General features: G+C 68.8%; 17 protein-coding genes. 3 read left to right on the forward strand and 14 right to left on the reverse strand.

Annotated features, from left to right (window positions below; all coding sequences use genetic code 11):
* Positions 1–236 precede the first annotated feature (236 nt).
* Genes ACK4LS_RS12575 through idi form a run of 7 tightly spaced genes read right to left on the reverse strand, consistent with a single transcriptional unit; the run spans position 237 to position 5,893 of the window.
* Positions 237–1,127, reverse strand: a complete 891-nt coding sequence (locus ACK4LS_RS12575; RefSeq protein WP_409717683.1) for a prenyltransferase — start codon at positions 1,125–1,127, stop codon at positions 237–239.
* Complete coding sequence (locus tag ACK4LS_RS12580; RefSeq protein ID WP_409717686.1) at positions 1,124–1,459, reverse strand: lycopene cyclase domain-containing protein; 336 nt, start codon at positions 1,457–1,459, stop codon at positions 1,124–1,126. The genes ACK4LS_RS12575 and ACK4LS_RS12580 overlap by 4 nt, the downstream gene beginning before the upstream one ends.
* Positions 1,456–1,857, reverse strand: a complete 402-nt coding sequence (locus ACK4LS_RS12585; protein WP_409717689.1) for a lycopene cyclase domain-containing protein — start codon at positions 1,855–1,857, stop codon at positions 1,456–1,458. Before ACK4LS_RS12585 ends, ACK4LS_RS12580 begins: the two co-directional genes overlap by 4 nt.
* 1 nt (position 1,858) lies before the next feature.
* Positions 1,859–3,415, reverse strand: a complete 1,557-nt coding sequence (crtI, locus tag ACK4LS_RS12590; protein WP_409717692.1) for a phytoene desaturase family protein — start codon at positions 3,413–3,415, stop codon at positions 1,859–1,861.
* Positions 3,412–4,281 carry a phytoene/squalene synthase family protein gene (locus ACK4LS_RS12595; RefSeq protein ID WP_409717695.1) on the reverse strand — a complete coding sequence of 290 codons (870 nt, stop codon included), beginning with the start codon at positions 4,279–4,281 and terminating at the stop codon, positions 3,412–3,414. The genes crtI and ACK4LS_RS12595 overlap by 4 nt, the downstream gene beginning before the upstream one ends.
* Positions 4,278–5,345: a polyprenyl synthetase family protein gene (locus tag ACK4LS_RS12600; protein WP_409717698.1), complete on the reverse strand. Its 1,068-nt coding sequence runs from the start codon at positions 5,343–5,345 to the stop codon at positions 4,278–4,280. The genes ACK4LS_RS12595 and ACK4LS_RS12600 overlap by 4 nt, the downstream gene beginning before the upstream one ends.
* On the reverse strand, positions 5,342–5,893 hold the full coding sequence (idi, locus tag ACK4LS_RS12605) for an isopentenyl-diphosphate Delta-isomerase (RefSeq protein WP_409717701.1): 552 nt from the start codon (positions 5,891–5,893) through the stop codon (positions 5,342–5,344). The genes ACK4LS_RS12600 and idi overlap by 4 nt, the downstream gene beginning before the upstream one ends.
* Before the next feature lie 111 nt (positions 5,894–6,004).
* Here idi and ACK4LS_RS12610 point away from each other — a divergent pair, with 111 nt between their 5' ends.
* Positions 6,005–6,436 carry a MarR family winged helix-turn-helix transcriptional regulator gene (locus tag ACK4LS_RS12610; RefSeq protein WP_409717704.1) on the forward strand — a complete coding sequence of 144 codons (432 nt, stop codon included), beginning with the start codon at positions 6,005–6,007 and terminating at the stop codon, positions 6,434–6,436.
* A gap of 44 nt (positions 6,437–6,480) precedes the next feature.
* On the opposite strand, the gene ACK4LS_RS12615 is transcribed toward ACK4LS_RS12610, so the two are convergent.
* On the reverse strand, positions 6,481–7,140 hold the full coding sequence (locus ACK4LS_RS12615) for a formylglycine-generating enzyme family protein (protein ID WP_409717707.1): 660 nt from the start codon (positions 7,138–7,140) through the stop codon (positions 6,481–6,483).
* A gap of 283 nt (positions 7,141–7,423) precedes the next feature.
* On the opposite strand from ACK4LS_RS12615, the gene ACK4LS_RS12620 reads away from it, so the two are divergent.
* The gene (locus tag ACK4LS_RS12620) at positions 7,424–7,855 is read left to right on the forward strand and encodes a hypothetical protein (protein ID WP_409717710.1); all 432 of its coding nucleotides are present in this window, start codon (positions 7,424–7,426) and stop codon (positions 7,853–7,855) included.
* Positions 7,856–7,880: 25 nt separating this feature from the next.
* Here the strand turns inward: ACK4LS_RS12620 and ACK4LS_RS12625 are convergent, their stop codons facing one another.
* The 5 genes from ACK4LS_RS12625 to ACK4LS_RS12645 all read right to left on the reverse strand — a co-directional run bounded on the left by ACK4LS_RS12625 (position 7,881) and on the right by ACK4LS_RS12645 (position 13,648).
* Positions 7,881–8,813 carry an SMP-30/gluconolactonase/LRE family protein gene (locus tag ACK4LS_RS12625; protein WP_409717713.1) on the reverse strand — a complete coding sequence of 311 codons (933 nt, stop codon included), beginning with the start codon at positions 8,811–8,813 and terminating at the stop codon, positions 7,881–7,883.
* A 48-nt stretch (positions 8,814–8,861) separates the two neighbouring features.
* On the reverse strand, positions 8,862–9,350 hold the full coding sequence (locus ACK4LS_RS12630; RefSeq protein ID WP_409717716.1) for a hypothetical protein: 489 nt from the start codon (positions 9,348–9,350) through the stop codon (positions 8,862–8,864).
* 112 nt (positions 9,351–9,462) lie between these two features.
* Positions 9,463–10,008 (reverse strand): LPXTG cell wall anchor domain-containing protein, encoded by a 546-nt coding sequence (locus tag ACK4LS_RS12635; protein ID WP_409717719.1) that lies wholly within the window; start codon positions 10,006–10,008, stop codon positions 9,463–9,465.
* 221 nt (positions 10,009–10,229) lie between these two features.
* Positions 10,230–12,044: a DUF4012 domain-containing protein gene (locus tag ACK4LS_RS12640; RefSeq protein WP_409717722.1), complete on the reverse strand. Its 1,815-nt coding sequence runs from the start codon at positions 12,042–12,044 to the stop codon at positions 10,230–10,232.
* 98 nt (positions 12,045–12,142) lie between these two features.
* Entirely contained in the window at positions 12,143–13,648 is a 1,506-nt protein-coding gene (locus tag ACK4LS_RS12645) for a polysaccharide biosynthesis tyrosine autokinase (RefSeq protein WP_409717725.1), read from the reverse strand.
* A 177-nt stretch (positions 13,649–13,825) separates the two neighbouring features.
* Between ACK4LS_RS12645 and ACK4LS_RS12650 the strand changes: the two genes are divergently transcribed.
* On the forward strand, positions 13,826–14,623 hold the full coding sequence (locus tag ACK4LS_RS12650; protein WP_409717728.1) for a CPBP family intramembrane glutamic endopeptidase: 798 nt from the start codon (positions 13,826–13,828) through the stop codon (positions 14,621–14,623).
* Positions 14,624–14,707: 84 nt separating this feature from the next.
* Here the strand turns inward: ACK4LS_RS12650 and rfbB are convergent.
* The coding region (rfbB, locus tag ACK4LS_RS12655; protein WP_409717731.1) for a dTDP-glucose 4,6-dehydratase at positions 14,708–15,577 on the reverse strand (870 nt) is incomplete at its 5' end.

A 15,577-nucleotide genomic window follows, 5' to 3' on the forward strand; every position in this document is an offset into this window, starting at 1 on the left:
CCCCCACGGTGCGCCCACCCCCCCCGGCCTTGCCGGCGCCCCCGCGGGGTGCTTGGCCCACCCCACGCCGGTGCGGGCCGCACGTCCGCGGATGCGGCGCTCACCCGGGGCGCGCCTCGGCAGCGGCGCTCACCCCGAGCAGCGCGCCGCTGCGACACTCGACGACGGGACCCATCCGCCAGCGCCGCGCCCGCCGGCGCCCCGCCCGCCGGCGCCCGCGCCCTGGCCCCCGCGCGTCAAGCGCTCAGGAACCACCACCAGATCAGCAGCATCGTCGTGCCGAAGCCGGCGATCTGGTTCAGCCACAGGAAGCGGTTCCACCCGGCGGTGGCGCGGTCGCTCTCGGCATCCGTGACGTTCCGGTAGGGCCAGCACACCACCAGGTACGGGATGACGAGCACGGCAGCCAGCGGGCCGGGCCACGCCGTGAAGAACATCGCCACTCCGGCCAGAGCGTACGCGGCCAGGGCGAAGCGCACGGTCCAGCGCGCTCCGCGGGCGGTGGCGATCGAGGAGATGTCGGCGGCGCGGTCGGCCTCCACGTCTTGCACGGCGCCGAAGGCGTGCGAGGCGACGCCCCACAGTGCGAAGGCCACGAACACGAACAGCAGCTGCCACGTCCACGTCGCGCCCGCCAGCACGAGCCCGTACACGGCGGGGGAGAAGAAGTGGATGCTGCTGGTCACCGAGTCGGCGAAGGGGCGCTCCTTGAGCCGCAGGGGCGGAGCCGAGTAGAACACGACGAAGAACAGGCTGATCGCCAGCACGAGCCACGACAGCGGCGAGCCCACGATCACGAGGTAGACCACGAACGGCAGGCACGACAGCGCCGAGGTCCACAACGTGATCGGGTGCATGCGCTTGGCGAGCACGGCACCGTGCGTGCCGCCCTTGCGGGGGTTGCGCAGGTCGGACTCGTAGTCGAACACGTCGTTCACGCCGTACATCGCCAGGTTGTACGGCACGAGGAAGAACACGATGCCCACGATCAACGTCACATCGATCTGACGGGTGGTCAGCAGATAGGCCGCGGCGAAGGGGAACGCGGTGTTGATCCAGCTGACCGGTCGCGACGACACGAACAGCTCCCGCAGCACGCGGCCGGGGGTCAGGGCGGGGGTCGTCATGCGGTGTCCTTCTGCGACGGGAGGGGGGAGCGGGAGGTCGTGGGCGCGAGCAGCGTGAACAGCGCCGGCACGAGGAACGCCGCGCACAGGGGATACGCGAAGTCCTCGATGGGGGCGAGCCCGAGGCGCAGGCCGCTGAGGTGCTCGTCGGGGTACGAGAACAGGTCGACGGCGATCATGAGGTTGTCGAACACGAGGGTCAGCCCCACCAGCACGAGGGCGGTGCGCCCCGAGGATGCCATGCGCTCGGCGAATCGCGGACGCCGCAGCGTCGCGAGCGCCACCAGCACGGTGACGACCACGAACGGCAGGACGATCAGCGGGTAGGTCACGCCGACCCCTCGAGAGAGGTGCGGCCGGATGCCGAGCGCCCACCCGGTCGGGCGGCGTCGCCGCGCCGGTCGGTCCCGCCCCGGCGCCGGGCCGCGGCCCGACGCTCGAAGACGGCGAACATCACGACCGAGAGGTAGCTCAGGAACAGCAGGAAGAACACTTCCTCCAGCGGCAGGTGCGGGGCGAGCACGACGCCGACGAAGAGGGGGCTCTCGCCCTTCACGAACACGCCGGTGACGATGCCGACGAGGTCCCACGCGAGGAAGAACGCCGTCGAGATCAGCGCCGCCGCACTCGTGCGCACGGGCGCGATGCGCAACGCGAGCGAGTACTTCAGATCGATCGCGATCATGCCGGCCAGGGAGAAGAGGATCGCGCCCAGGTAGATCCCCGGCACGTCAGACCGCCGCGTGCGCCGGTTCGGCCAGGGGACCGGGGGTGGTGTCGCCCGTCATGCGCTTGACCACGAGCTCGGCCGAGATGAGGCACATCGGCAGGCCGATGCCCGGCAGCACCGAGGTGCCCGCGTAGTAGAGGTTGTTCACCTTGCGCGAGCGGTTCTTGGGCCGGAAGATCGCGCTCTGGTTCAGCGTGTGCGCCAGGCCCAGCGAGTTGCCGTGCCAGGCCTTCAGGTCGTGCGCGAAGTCTTCGGGCGCGATGGTCTTGCGCACCACGATCCGCTCGGCGAGATCCGGGATGCCGGTCCATTCGGCGATCTGGGCGATGACGCGGTCCGCGGCCTTCTCGATGCGCTCGTCGCCCGCGCCGTCGACGCCGCCGCGACCGCTCACGGGATCGGCGGGCACCGGAACGAGCACGAAGAGGTTCTCGTGCCCTTCGGGGGCCACGGAGTCGTCGGTGGCGCTGGGACGGCAGATGTAGATGGATGCCGGGTCGGGGATGCGCTTGTTCTCGCCGAAGATCGCGTCGAAGTTGGTGTGCCAGTCGTCGGTGAACAGCAGCGTGTGGTGGGTGAGCTGCGGCAGCTCGCCCTTCACACCGAGCAGGAGCAGCAGGGCGCCGGGGCTGGGCGTCTTGTCCTTCCACCACTTCTCGGGGTACTGGCGGTCCTTCTCTTCGAGCAGGTCGTTCTCGGTGTGGTGCAGGTCGGCGCCCGAGACCACGGCATCCGCCGAGATCACCCGGCCGTCGGCCAGGCGCACACCGCGAGCCGTGCCCGCTTCGGTGATGATCGCGTCGACCGGGGCCGAGGTCTCGATGCGCACGCCGCGCTCGCGCGCGAGCCGCTCGATGGCCTTGATGATCTCGGTCATGCCGCCGCGGGGGTACAGCACGCCGTCACCCAGGTCGAGGTGGCTCATGAGGTGGTACAGGCTCGGCACCTCGAACGGGGAGCCGCCGAGGAACACCGCCGGGTAGGCGAGGATCTGCTGCAGTCGCTTGTTCTTGAAGTCGGTCGTCACGCGCTTCCACAGTGTGCGGGTGAGCAGCGGGATGAGCGTGGGCAGGCGCTTGACGAGCGAGGGGTCGCGAAGTCCCTTCGTCGAGGAGTAGGGGTCGTAGAGGAACTTCGACGTCGACAGCTCGTAGGCGTCTTTCGCGGAGTCGAGGTAGGCCTCGAGGTTGGGTCCGGAGCCCGGCTCGTGCTCCTCGAACAGCGCCCGCACGGCTTCGCGGCCCGAGACGATGTCGATCGGCTCGCCCTTGCCGGGAGGGCCGTAGACGCGGTACGCCGGGTCGAGGCGCACGAGGTCGAGCTGCTCGTCGGCGCTGGTGCCGAGCAGACGGAAGAAGTGGTCGAACACCTCGGGCATGAGGTACCAGCTGGGCCCGGTGTCGAAGCGGAAGCCGTCGCTCTCGTACGATCCGGCACGGCCGCCCAGGGCGTCACGCGCCTCGAAGAGCTGGACGTCGTGGCCGCGGTCGGCCAGCAGGGCGGCGGTGCCGAGGCCGGCGATTCCGCCTCCGACGACGATGATGCGCTGGGCGCTCATGAGCGTGAACCTTTCGGGGGACGCCCGAGGAGGGCGCGGGCGGCGAGGGTGGCTTTGACGCCGTCGGGAACGCGGACGCGCGGGGCGCCGGCGGGCGAGAGGCGGAGGCGGCGCGAGAGCTCGGCGAACAGGTCGTGCGCCGTGGTCACGGCCGCCCGGCAGTCGGGCGGGAGGTGGGGGATGACGGCCGCCGCCGCCGCGAGGTCGGCGTCGATGCGGTCGAGCACCGCGGTGCGTCGCTCGTCGTCGGCGGCGCCGTCGAGGTAGTCGCGGCCGAGGCGGTCGGCGTCGTCGGCGAGGTCGCGCAGGAAGTTGACGTCTTGGAACGCCGCTCCCAGCCGCCGCGCGCCGTCGACGAGATCGGCGGCGGGCTGCGCGGGTGCCGACATCCCGGCGTTCAGGAACACCTGCAGGCACATCAGCCCCACGACCTCGGCCGAGCCGTACACGTAGGCGTCGTGCGAGAGGTCGTCGTGCGCGGCGGTGTCGAGGTCGGTGCGCATCGAGGCGAAGAAGGGGGCGATGAGGTCGTCGCCGATGCCGCACTCGCGCGCGGTGCGGGCGAAGGCATGCACGACGAGGTTGGCGCTGAACCCGGTGGCGATGGCATCCCGCACCTCGGCCTCGAGGCCGTCGAGCACGGCACGTTCCCGCTCGGGGGTGAGGCCCGCGTCGTGGGCGGGCCCGTCGACGATCTCGTCGGCCACGCGCACGAGGGCGTAGATGTTGCGAACGTGCGGGCGGGGCCGGGCGCCGAGCAGGCGCGTGGCGATGCCGAACGAGGTGGAGTAGCGGTTGATCACGGCGGCGGCCGCGTCATCGGCGGTCGCCGAATAGAGTTCGAGGCCCGTGGGCGCGTTGCTCACGGAATGCGCTCCTGCACGGCCTCGACGAGCTGGATCAGCATGAGTCGGCATTCGGTGGGCAGGGTCGAGGCCTCGACGATCGCGCACGCCTCGTCGAGCGTCTCGCACACGAGCACCTCGAGGCGCGAACGGGCTCCCGACTTCGACAGCGCGGTCTGCGCGGCCTGCACGGCCACCGGCCCGGTGTGGGCCTCGGCGAGGGCGGCGCGAACCTCGGGCCAGTCCTCGCTCTCCCGGGCGAGCGAGATGAGGTGCGTCTTCTTCGCCTCGCGCAGGTCGCAGCCCTCGTCTTTGCCCGAGGCGGATGCCGTACCGAAGGCGCCGATGAGGTCGTCGACCAGCTGGTAGCCCAGGCCCAGGCGCTCTCCGAAGCGCTCCAGCGCGTAGCGCGTGGGGCGGTCGGCTCCGGCCATCACGGCACCCGCCTGCAGCGGGGCCGAGAACGAGTAGACAGCCGTCTTGTCGTGGGTGGTGCGCAGCACGGTCTCGGGGTCGACGTCGCCGGGGGAGACGGCATTCTCCACGTCGGCGAGTTCGCCGGCGGCCGAGACGAGCATCGCGTCGTCGACGAGGGCGAGCAGCTCCTGGCGCGTCGCTGTCGACACGTCGGCGAGGGCGACCAAGCGGCCTGCTTCGTGCAGCAGCAGATCTCCGGCGAGGATCGCGGCGGCGTCGCCGAGGAGCGCCGCGCCGACGGCATCCGCGCCCTTGTCGGTACCGCGCTGGCGGAACTCGCCGCTGATGTTGGGCACGCCACGGCGTTCGACGTCGTGGTCGATCACGTCATCGTGCACCACGAAGGCGGTGTGCAGCAGCTCGAAGGCCGCGGCCACGTCGTACAGCGCGAGGCGGTCGGTCGCCGGTCCGTGCAGGGTCTCGAACGCCGACACCACCAGCAAGGGGCGGAAGCGCTTGCCGCCCGAGGCGGCGCGGCGGATAGCGGATGCCAGCGCGCGGGCGCCGTCGCCGTGCTCGCCGATGCGCCGGTCGAGGCGGTCGAGGGCCGCTTCGATCGCCGCGTCGATCCCCTGGAGGGCGACGGGCGTCGAGTCGAGCGCGATCATGATGCGCGCCTCACCGCGGTCGGGGTCTCGAAGAGATGGAGCTGCTGCGCCTGCAGCACGAGCCAGGGGCTGAACGCCCACGGGGTGGCCTCGAGCGAGGCGGCGAGGTCGAGCGGGTCGACCCAGCGGTACTCGGCGACCTCATCGGGGTTCGGCTGCGGCTCGTCGTCGGTGCGGGCGACGTAGACGGGGCAGATCTCGTGCTCGACGATGCCGCTGGCGTCGACGGCGCGGTAGCGGAAGAGGGGGAGGGCGAGCTCCAGGTCGCGCACGCGCAGACCCACCTCGAACTCGGCGCGGCGGTGGACCGCCGTCAGCACGGGCTCGGCCGGACCGGGGTGACCGCAGAACGAGTTGGTCCACACGCCCGGCCAGGTCTTCTTGTGCAGCGCGCGGCGGGTGACCAGCACCTGGCCCGCGCTGTTGACGACGTGGCACGAGAACGCCAGGTGCAGCTGCGTGTCGGTGCCGTGCACGCTCGCCTTGGGCGCCGTGCCAATCTCGTTTCCGAAGTCGTCCAGGAGGACGACATATTCGGTCTCGCTCATCGTGCCTCCCATTTGCTAGTTTAGCTAGCGATGTGAGCTTGACTATACCCAGCGTGAAAGGGGGTGTCCACTGTGGACGGAGCCGTGTCGGCGTCTGGTACGAGGCCCGCTGTGGCGCACACCCTGCGCGCGGTGCAGACGCTCAGCGACGCCCTCGACCGCATGCACAGCGGCATGAAGGGCGACATGGACATGAACGCCAGCGACCTCGCGACGCTGCGCATGCTCACCATCCGCGAGCACCGGGGCGAGATGGTCAGCCCCCACGATGTGGCGACGCACCTGCGCATCTCGACCGCGTCGACCACCAAGCTCATCGACCGCCTGGTGGCCTCGGGTCATCTCGAGCGTCGTCCGCATCCCTCCGACGGACGCGCGCGCGTGGTCGTGCTCACCGACAAGTCGCGGCGGGAGTTCTTCCAGCACTTCGGCGTGCACCTCGGCGCGATGCGCGACCTCGCCGCGCACTTCGACGACGACCAGCTCGCCACCGTCGCGTCGTTCATGGACGGCCTGACCGAAGCCCTCTCGCCCGTGGACTGACCCTCGTGTCGCGAGCGCTCCGCTCGGGATCGACGGATCGGCGATCAGGATGCCGCCGGCATCGGCCCCCGCGCCACGCGCACGCCCACGTCGTCGAACGCCTCGCGGGGTCGCCCGCCGCGTCGCGCCGTCGCGCGCACGAACGCCGGGGCATCCGACCAGCCGCCGCCGCGCACGGCACGGGCGTCGTTCTCGCTCTCGGCGTCGAACGGGTCGAAGCACCACTCCCACACGTTGCCGAGGGTGTCGAACAGCCCGTGCAGGTTCGGCAGGCGCGCCCCCACGTCGACCGGACCGCGGATGCCGTCGGCCGCCGTCCACGCCACCTCGCGCACGGGCCCGTAGGCGGCGTTCGTCGACCCGGCGCGGCAGGCGTACTCCCACTCGTCTTCGGTGGGAAGGCGGAACCCGTCGGTCTCGGCATCCGGGGTCACGACCTCTCCGTCGAAGGAGTACACGGGGTCGAGCCCCTCCCACTCGCTCAGGGCGTTGCACAGGCGGATCGCGCGCAGCCAGCTGAGCTGCGTGGCGGGGCGACGGGGATGCCGTGCCGGGATGCCGAGCAATTCGGCGAGCTGCTCCTCGGTGATCGGGTACACGCCGATCTCGAAGGCGTCGACGGCGATCTCGCGCCGCTCGGCGCCCCGCTGGTCACCGCGTAGCACGCGTCCCGCGGGGATCCGCGCCATCTCGACATCGCTCACGCGAGCTCCCTCGTGTTCGTGGGGTGGCAGCACGAACGGCTGTCTCTTCAAGGGTGAGTCACCGGCTTCGCGCGCGGCCCCCGGGGTGACACGGGACCGTAAGTGATGTACTTCGCCCGCCGCCGCGCCCGGCGCACGCGGCCCGACGGCGACAGGCGGGAGTGGCGGGTCGCCCGACCGCATGGTCATGGGGGATGCCGGGCACCCCCGCGCCGACGCCGTACGGCTGGGAGGCGGGTGTGTCATCGATTCCGCCGCCACCCGCGGGAGACAGGGGAGTGACGTGGGTCATCTATCCGCGACGTCGGGGCCGTTCGACTTCGGGCGCGTCGACTGGTCGACGACCCATCCCCTCGGGGCGCTGGCGATGCTGATCGCATTCGCCACCGTGGTGGTGATCGTCGCGGTCTGGCGCGACGAGTCGATCACGGTCGCCACCATGTACGGCTGGTCGGTTCTGGCCATCGCCCTCCCCGGCCTCGGGGGCCTCCTGGCGGCCTTGGCCCTTCTCGGCCGCCGTCGCCTTCGTCGGCAGGCTGCGGAGCTCGGCCTCGTCTATCCCGCCCCGCGCGAGCCCGCGATGTTCCGGAGGAAGGAACTGTGGCAGTTCTCCTTCGGGGTCTGGACCCTACGGATGTCGACGATCGTTCGCGTGTATCCGGCTCCATCGGCGCCGACGCCGCGTCCGGCCACACGCTCGTCGCGTCCGCGGTAGTCCTCATCCGTCCTGCCCGCGGAGGTCAGGCGAGCTGCACCATCCAGAGGTCGCTGTCGCCGGTGATGAACAAGCGCTTCTCGTCGGTGTCGAAGGCGCAGTTGCTCGCGACGTGCGGGGTGGGGATCATGCCCAGGCGAGCGCCGGTCTCATCGACGATGACCACGCCCGCCTCGCTCGAGATCCAGAGCCAGTCGCGGCTGTCGACGGCGAATCCGTCGGGTATGCCGGCATCCACCGTGGCGAAGGTGCGCGGGGCGCCGAGGGTCTCGCCGTCCCAGCTGCACGCGACGACGCGGGGGAGGCCGTCGGCGTTCGACTCGGCGACGTAAAGCGTGCCCTCGTCGCGGCTGAAGGCGAGGCCGTTGGGCTGGTCGAGGTCGATCATGCGCTGCAGCGGTCCGCCGTCGCGCCAGCGGTACACGCTGGTGTGGTCGAGCGAAGGGTCGGCGGGGTAGCCCTCGCGGGGATCCGAGATGCCATAGGTGGGGTCGGTGAACCAGATCGCTCCGTCGGATGCCACCACCAGGTCGTTCGGCGAATTCAGCGGCTGGCCCTCGAAAGCGTCGACGAGCATCTCGGTGCCGTTCGCGTCGGTGCGGCTGATGGCACGTCGGCCGTGTTCGGCCTGAACGAGACGGCCCTCGGCATCCATCGCGTTGCCGTTGGCGAAGTAGCTGCGGTCGAAGAAGGTGACGATGCTTCCGTCGTCACGTCGCGCGAGGGTTCGGCGGCCGATCACGTCGCTGAACACGAGCGCGTCGCCCGCGGGCCACCACACGGGACCTTCGGCCCAGGTGGCGTCTTCGTAGAGCGCGAGCAAGCGCGACGACGACGGCAGCACCCCGGCGAGGCGTTCGTCCCACACGCGCGGGGGAGCGACCTCGATTGCCTGCGGCTCGCGAGGGCCCTGGAGGATTCTGCCGTCGATCGGAAGGTGCGTGTCGGAGCTGGCCATGCACCCAGTCAAACGCGGAGCGCCGTGAAGCGTCTGCGGGTTGACGTGTCAGCCGAAGGGGTGGGGTGTGGGCGCCGCGGGTGAGGCGGCGAACTGGATGAGCACCTGCAGGCACGGCTCGTCGCCGACGGTTCCCGAGAGGTGGCCCGCCTTGCCATCGACCTCGTCTGTGTCGGTGTCGTGGCCGAAGTGGAGGTCGCCGGGGCCCATCTCGACGCGCGACCCGTCTTGCGTCTCGAGGAACCATCGCCCGCGCAGGGGGATGACCCACTGCGGGTGGGGAGACGGATGCCACTGCCCCACCCATCCGACCGGCAGCGCTGCGAAGAGTACAGCCGAGACTTCGCCGGGGAAGGGGCGCATCCACTGCGGGTCGGCGCCGCCACCAACGCTCTGCAGCCCGAGTCCCCGCAGCACGGATTCGTCGAGGCGGCTCTTCCCGTCGAGTCCGGTCCACATGTGGATGAAGGGGAGCGTCGGGGGAGTGGCCTCGTCGCGGCCGTCGTTGTCGAGAGGGGCGGTCGTGGTGGTGTGCATGTGTCGAGTCAAGCGCGCGCCCCGGTGCCGCTCCGCGGGCTTGACGCCGGGAAAGGCGAAGGGGCCGTCACCGACGATGTCGGTAACGGCCCCTTCGATGAGGCTGTGTCGCTCAGGCGTTGGTCTCCTGGCGGGTGCGGCGCACCTTGGTGCCCACGGCGATCGCGCCGCCGGCGAGCGCGAGAGCTCCACCGCCGACCCAGAGGCCGAGAAGCGAGTTGGCGTCCATACCGGTCGCGGGGAGGGCGCTACCGTCGGCGCTGCTGCCGCCGGTGCTACCGTTGCTGCCCGTGCCGCCGGCGCCCGAGGCGCGGGGCCCGGTCGCCGCGAGGGTGTAGCTACCCACGGGGTTCGCGGGGAGGGTGACGACGGCGGTCGCGCTGCCCGAGCCGTCGGCGGTCTTGGTGACCGAGGCCGACGAGACGGGGAGGTTGGCCGTGGCGATGTTGGCGCCGGTGACGCCCACGCCGACGAGGGTGAACGTGACCGAGGCGCCGGGCTCGAAGCCGGCGACGGGCACGGGGCCGTTGGAGGTGACCGCGAGGGTCACGGTGTCGGGGCTGGTGGGCACGTATGCCTGGGCCACCGCGGGCGCTGCGAGGAGAAGCGCGCCGGCGAGAGCCGCGGAGGCGCCCACCTTCGTGATGTTGAGCTTCATGACTGCCTGCTTTCGTATCCGGGCTACCGGTAATGAGGTGGTCCGCTTGTACGAGCTATCCGTATGGAGCACAGGGGAAGGACAACGGTTCAGCGGCGAGTGGTACTGAGGGCAATCTGAGTATTGCCTAGGCATTGGCCGGGCGCAAACTGAGTGGGTTTCGATCACGTAAACTTCGCGCAAACCCGCAGCCTCGAAGCGGGCGAGGCGAACCAACCCACTTATTCGAGACCGGCATTCTTCGCGGATTCGCACGTCGTCGACACGATCGGATTGATGGTGGAGTCCGCGGTGGGCGTCACGAATGCCTGCGCCGTGCGCGCCGACGAGGTGGTCTCTACGACGACGGACAGCGATTCCTGGCTCTGCGGTAGGAGGTTCAGGCCATAGGTCAGCACCTCGCGACCCTTTAGCGAGGCCGAGGTGAAGCTAGCGCCGTTCGACGCCGTAGCGGAGACGACCCGGTAATCCTCGGGCACATAGATATTGCCGACGACGACGGCTGTTCCGGGTGCCGCCCCGAACCACCCGTTGGCTGTGACGTAGACAGGGAGAGATGACGCGGCGTCGGTCGGGGCCGTGTTCGTTAGTCCGACGCTCAGCGTGAGCCGTCGCGGGGAAGTTCCCCCGGCCACCGCGCATCCATCCCAGGCGACGGACACGTCCGGTTTGACGTAGTAGCTCATCTTCGAGCCACCGCCGTCGTTGAAATACACGCCGAAGCGCGCGGTGTCGTCATCGGTCATCGGGAGCCGGCCTGCCATTGCCGAGCCGTCGATGACCCCCTGTTCGTCGGGGTTCGCGCTCCATAGAAGAATGCGACGCTCATCGGCGCCCCGCGCCAGAGCGGAAAGGAGCCCCACGCTCGATCCTCGTCCCTCGAGGAAGGCATTGAAGATCGAAGCCGACGAGGCGGCGAAGAATGCGTCTTGCACGGCCGGGTCGGGGTAGCGCTGATAGACGTCTTTCAAGAACAGCGAGGTGGCATTGTCTCCGTTGATGCTGGTGCCATCGGGCAAAGACACCGCCCCGGTGGCTTTGAGGAGATAGGACAGCACGACCGGGTCGATGGCGATCACCCCGTCCACGTCGCGACCCGTCTGTTGCCGGTACATATCGCGCGCAAGCGGGCCGTCGATGGAGAAGTCGGGTATCTGCGTTAGATTCTGGAAATAGCGGGCGGGGCGCGTGCCATAGACGCTCTGCACGTCGTCGGGCAGAGTCACCACGGGGTCTGAGATTCCCGCGGAGAGCGCTGTGCCTGTCTCCGTGCCCACGAGGGAGACAGCACCGGAGTCGGTCTGCAGCAGCAGGGCGGTACCCGCGATGCCTCCGAGGGACCGGAACTCCGCATTGTTCTGCACGAGCACGAGAAAAGAGCGCTGCCCCGATTCGCCTAGCATGCCCGGGAGCAGCTGCGCGGCGCGGGAGAGTGCGTCGAGTCCGCCCGTCGCACGGGAGAACACGTCTTCCACCTGGTCGGTCGCGGAGGCGAGCCGCCCGAGCAGAGGAACCCTGTTGAGGGAGCGGATAGCGCTCAAAGCGCTGTCGGCCTTCGCGGCGGCTTGCTGGGCAGGCCCCTGAAGAGAAGAGAGAGCGCGGGCGTCGATGCGACCGTTCACGGGCTTGAGCGCGTCGATCGACGACCCTTGGGAGGCCTGGGCCAGGGGGAGCACCCCGAGTCGCAGGAGGTCATCTGCCGACACCGCGATGGTGCGCACCGCCTCGAGCTGGGGTCCGATCCACGGTGCTTTCTCGGCGAGGGCCCACACGGGGTCGGAGGTGAGGTCACGCGCTGCCTCGGTGTGCGTGCTCACGCCGGTCAGGCTCGAGACCGCTTGAGAGGGATCGCTCGACAAGGTCGAGGCCACGGCCGTCGCGTCTGACTGCACCGAGGCGAGGTGCGTTCCTGCCATGACACCTCGCACGCCCACCCACCCAGCGGCGAGCACGCAGATTGCGAGGAATGCGGCGACAACCCAGAACGTAACCTTTCCGGCTACGCGTAATGCCTGCGGCTTCTCACCGACAGTCATGATGTGTGCTCCGGGAAGCGCGGATCGACGAGCTTGTCGACGACGGCAAGGCCTTTCGACCGCGACAGCTCACTGAGGACGGCGAACCAGAACGCCAATCAGTCGTCACGTGATGTCTCGCGCGTCCGTCGACGCGGCCCGAGCCCGAGATCGCCCAGCCCCGCATCGTCGGAGACACCATCAGACGCGGTCTTGGCCGCGCGGCTCTTGCTTCGTCTGCCGCGTTCTTCCACCGCGGGTTCTTGCCGGTAGCCGTATCCGTACCCATAGCCATAGCCGCCGTAGTAGGAATCCGGTCCTCGGGTGGGGACCATTGACATGACGAATCCTGCGAGCTTCGCCCCCACCGCGTTCAATGCCTCGGTCGCGCCCGTCAGCTGATGCTTCGTCGTCTTACCGGATGCCACCACCATCAGCGCGCCGCTCGTCGCTCGCGCCAAGATCGCGGCATCCGTCACAGGCAGCAGCGGGGGAGCGTCACACAGCACCACGTCGAAGTCGCGTTCGAGCATCTCGAGCAGCAGGCTCATATGCGCGGAGCCCAGAAGCTCGCTCGGGTTCGGCGGGATCTTTCCCGCCGGGAGAACATAGAGGCTTCGACCACCCCACGGGAGCATGACCTCGTTCACCTTCGCGCGCCCGATCAGCACGTCGGTCAACCCGGCTCCACCTTCGATTCCCAGATATTCCGCGACTTTCGGCTTACGAAGATCCGTATCGAGCAGCGCGACGCGTTTGCCGGCGTCTGCGAGCGCGATGGCGAGGTTGATCGTCGTGGTCGACTTGCCTTCGCTCGGGATCGAGCTTGTCACCACAAAGCTGGAGCGTCCGCCCATGTCGAGGAACTGGAGGTTGGTGCGCAAAGCCCGGAAAGACTCGGCCCGGGGGCTCAAAGGGTCCGCGTGAACGATCAGAGGGCGTTCTTTCGCCTTCGCATCGAATGCAATTGCACCGATGCCCGGGGCGCCTGTTGCGTTTTCCGCATCCCGAGGTGTGCGCACCCGGTTGTCAAGCGCCGTTCGCAGCGCGGCTGTGCCAATTCCCAGGGCGAGACCGACGAGAGCTCCCAAAGCGAGGTTCAGGGCGATGCTCGGGCTGGAGGGGCTGATGGCGGCTTGCGCGTCCCGAACCCGACTGAGCCGGACGGGACTCGAACCGTCATCTGCCTCCGGCTCCAGTTGCGGAACGACGGTGGCCAGGCTCTCAGCGATCTCGTTGGCGATCGCTGCGGCGGTTTCCGCACTGGGGTTTTGTACGACCACGGTGATGAGAGTGGAGTTTAGAGCAGCGGAGGCCTTGACCTCGGCCGACAGCTCTTCGCTCGATTGCGGGAGGTTCAGGGAGGCGATCACGGGATCGAGCACGATGGGAGTGTTCACGAGACCGACATAGGTGTTGATTCGCGCCTGCGTGAAGGTAGAACCCTGCTGCAACTCCGCCGTGGTGCTGCCCGCTTGGGTCGACACAAAAACCGTGCTCGACGATTCGTAGATCGGCGTTCGCGTTGCGGTGTACCCGGCGGCGGCACCGAGCCCCAGCAAGGTCAAGACGACAACTACTAGCCAATTCTTCCGGAGGATTCGGACGTAGTCGCTGAGATCCATGGTGCCTCTCGGGGACGCACGGTTCTTCATAAGACCGCGCTCGGGAAAATGCACCTCAGTCTGACACACGGAATGTTTCCAGCCGGTTTTCGGCAGGGAACCGTTCGGTCGTTTCCGCGACAACGAGTTGGGGCACTGGTGAGGTGTCGAGCAGCAGATGCCCGATAGGTTGACCACGTGCCGCACGAGCCTACGATCGTCGAGACCCGAGACAGTCATTCGTCGACGCCCGCCCGCGCCGACTTCGATGGCGTTCGAGTGAGTCGTCGATGGCGTCGGATGGACTGGCGCGCGGCGCGTCGGGCCAAGCAGAGGTCGGAGCTCGGCGTGCTCGCGGTGGCTGTATCCGCCGGTGGCGCGGGAGTGTTGGCGGCCATGGCGATCAGTCTTCTGAATACGCCATGGGCGGCGGTTCTGTCGCTCATCGCCCTGTGGACGGGCATGCTCGCCGCCGTCGTGCATGCTGTGATGGTCATTCGCCCTCGAGGCCTCTTCGCGTTCCGCTTCCCGGACGTTGTCTGGGGCCTCGGGTTGGCGGCAGCGGTCCGCATCCTGACGGGCGTCATGACTGACGCGAACTCAACCCCCTTCCCTGCGTCGTCCCCATTGGGCCGCGCGTCGGTGACGGAGTGGTTGATTCAGGAGGTGCTCGCGGCAGGTCTCCTCGGCCCGTTCGTAGAGGAGCTCTTCTTCCGGGCAGTCTTGCTCGTGGTGGTTTTCAGAATCGTCAAGAGTTTCGCGGGGGGCGCCATAGCGGGAATCGCTGGTGCTCTCTCTTCTGCGGGCGCGTTCGTTCTCATCCACGCAGCATTTACACCCCTCTCCTTCTCCGCGGCGCTCCAGCTTCTCGTTCTAGGTCTTGTGTGCTCGGTTCTCGTTCTGCTGACCGGCCGCATTTGGGGAGCGGTACTTCTGCATATCGGGTTCAACGCCGCGTTCCTGACGATGGCTGCTCTGGGCGCGCTGCTCGCATAGCGCAGCACGCTGGCCATTCAAGCGGCGGCGTTCACGTAGATCGTCTCGCCCATGCCCAGGGTCTTGCCGAGTGCGGTCACCGGGTCACTGTCCTTTGCTGGCGTAGAAGGCTTCGACGCAGTCTTTGGTGGGGGCCCACCAGGCTTCGTTGTCGCGGTACCAGTCGATGGTGGCGGCCAGTCCCGTTTCGAAGTCGCCGTAGGTGGGTGTCCACCCGAGTTCGGTGCGGAGTTTGGTGGAGTCGATGGCGTAGCGCAGGTCGTGTCCGGGGCGGTCGGTGACGAGGTCGTACGCGTCGGCGGGTTGCCCGGTGATCTGGAGGATCAGTTCGACGACGCTCTTGTTGTCTTCTTCGCCGTCGGCGCCGATGAGGTACGTCTCGCCGATTTCGCCCTTGTCGAGGATGGTCAGCACGGCCGAGGAGTGGTCGTCGGCGTGGATCCAGTCGCGCACGTTCTCACCGGTGCCGTACAGCTTGGGGCGAATGCCGCGCAGGACGTTGGTGATCTGGCGGGGGATGAACTTCTCCACGTGCTGGTAGGGGCCGTAGTTGTTGGAGCAGTTGCTGATGGTGGCGCGCACCCCGAAGGAGCGCACCCACGCGCGCACGAGGAGGTCCGAGCCGGCCTTGGTCGAGGAGTACGGCGAAGACGGGTTGTAGGGGGTGTTCTCGGTGAAGCGGGCGGGATCGTCGAGTTCGAGGTCGCCGTAGACCTCGTCGGTGGAGATGTGGTGGAAGCGCACGTCGTGTCGGCGGGCGGCTTCCAGCAGCGTGTAGGTGCCGATGATGTTGGTGTCCAGGAACGGACGCGGATCGTGCAGGGAGTTGTCGTTGTGGGACTCGGCGGCGTAGTGCACCACCGCGTCGGCGTCGGCGACGAGGGTGTCCACGATCGTGGGGTCGGCGATGTCGCCCACCACCAGACGCACCCGGTCCTCGGGCAGGCCCGCGAG

Origin of the sequence: Microbacterium sp. (assembly GCF_046295495.1) — a bacterium.
GTDB lineage: Bacteria > Actinomycetota > Actinomycetes > Actinomycetales > Microbacteriaceae > Microbacterium.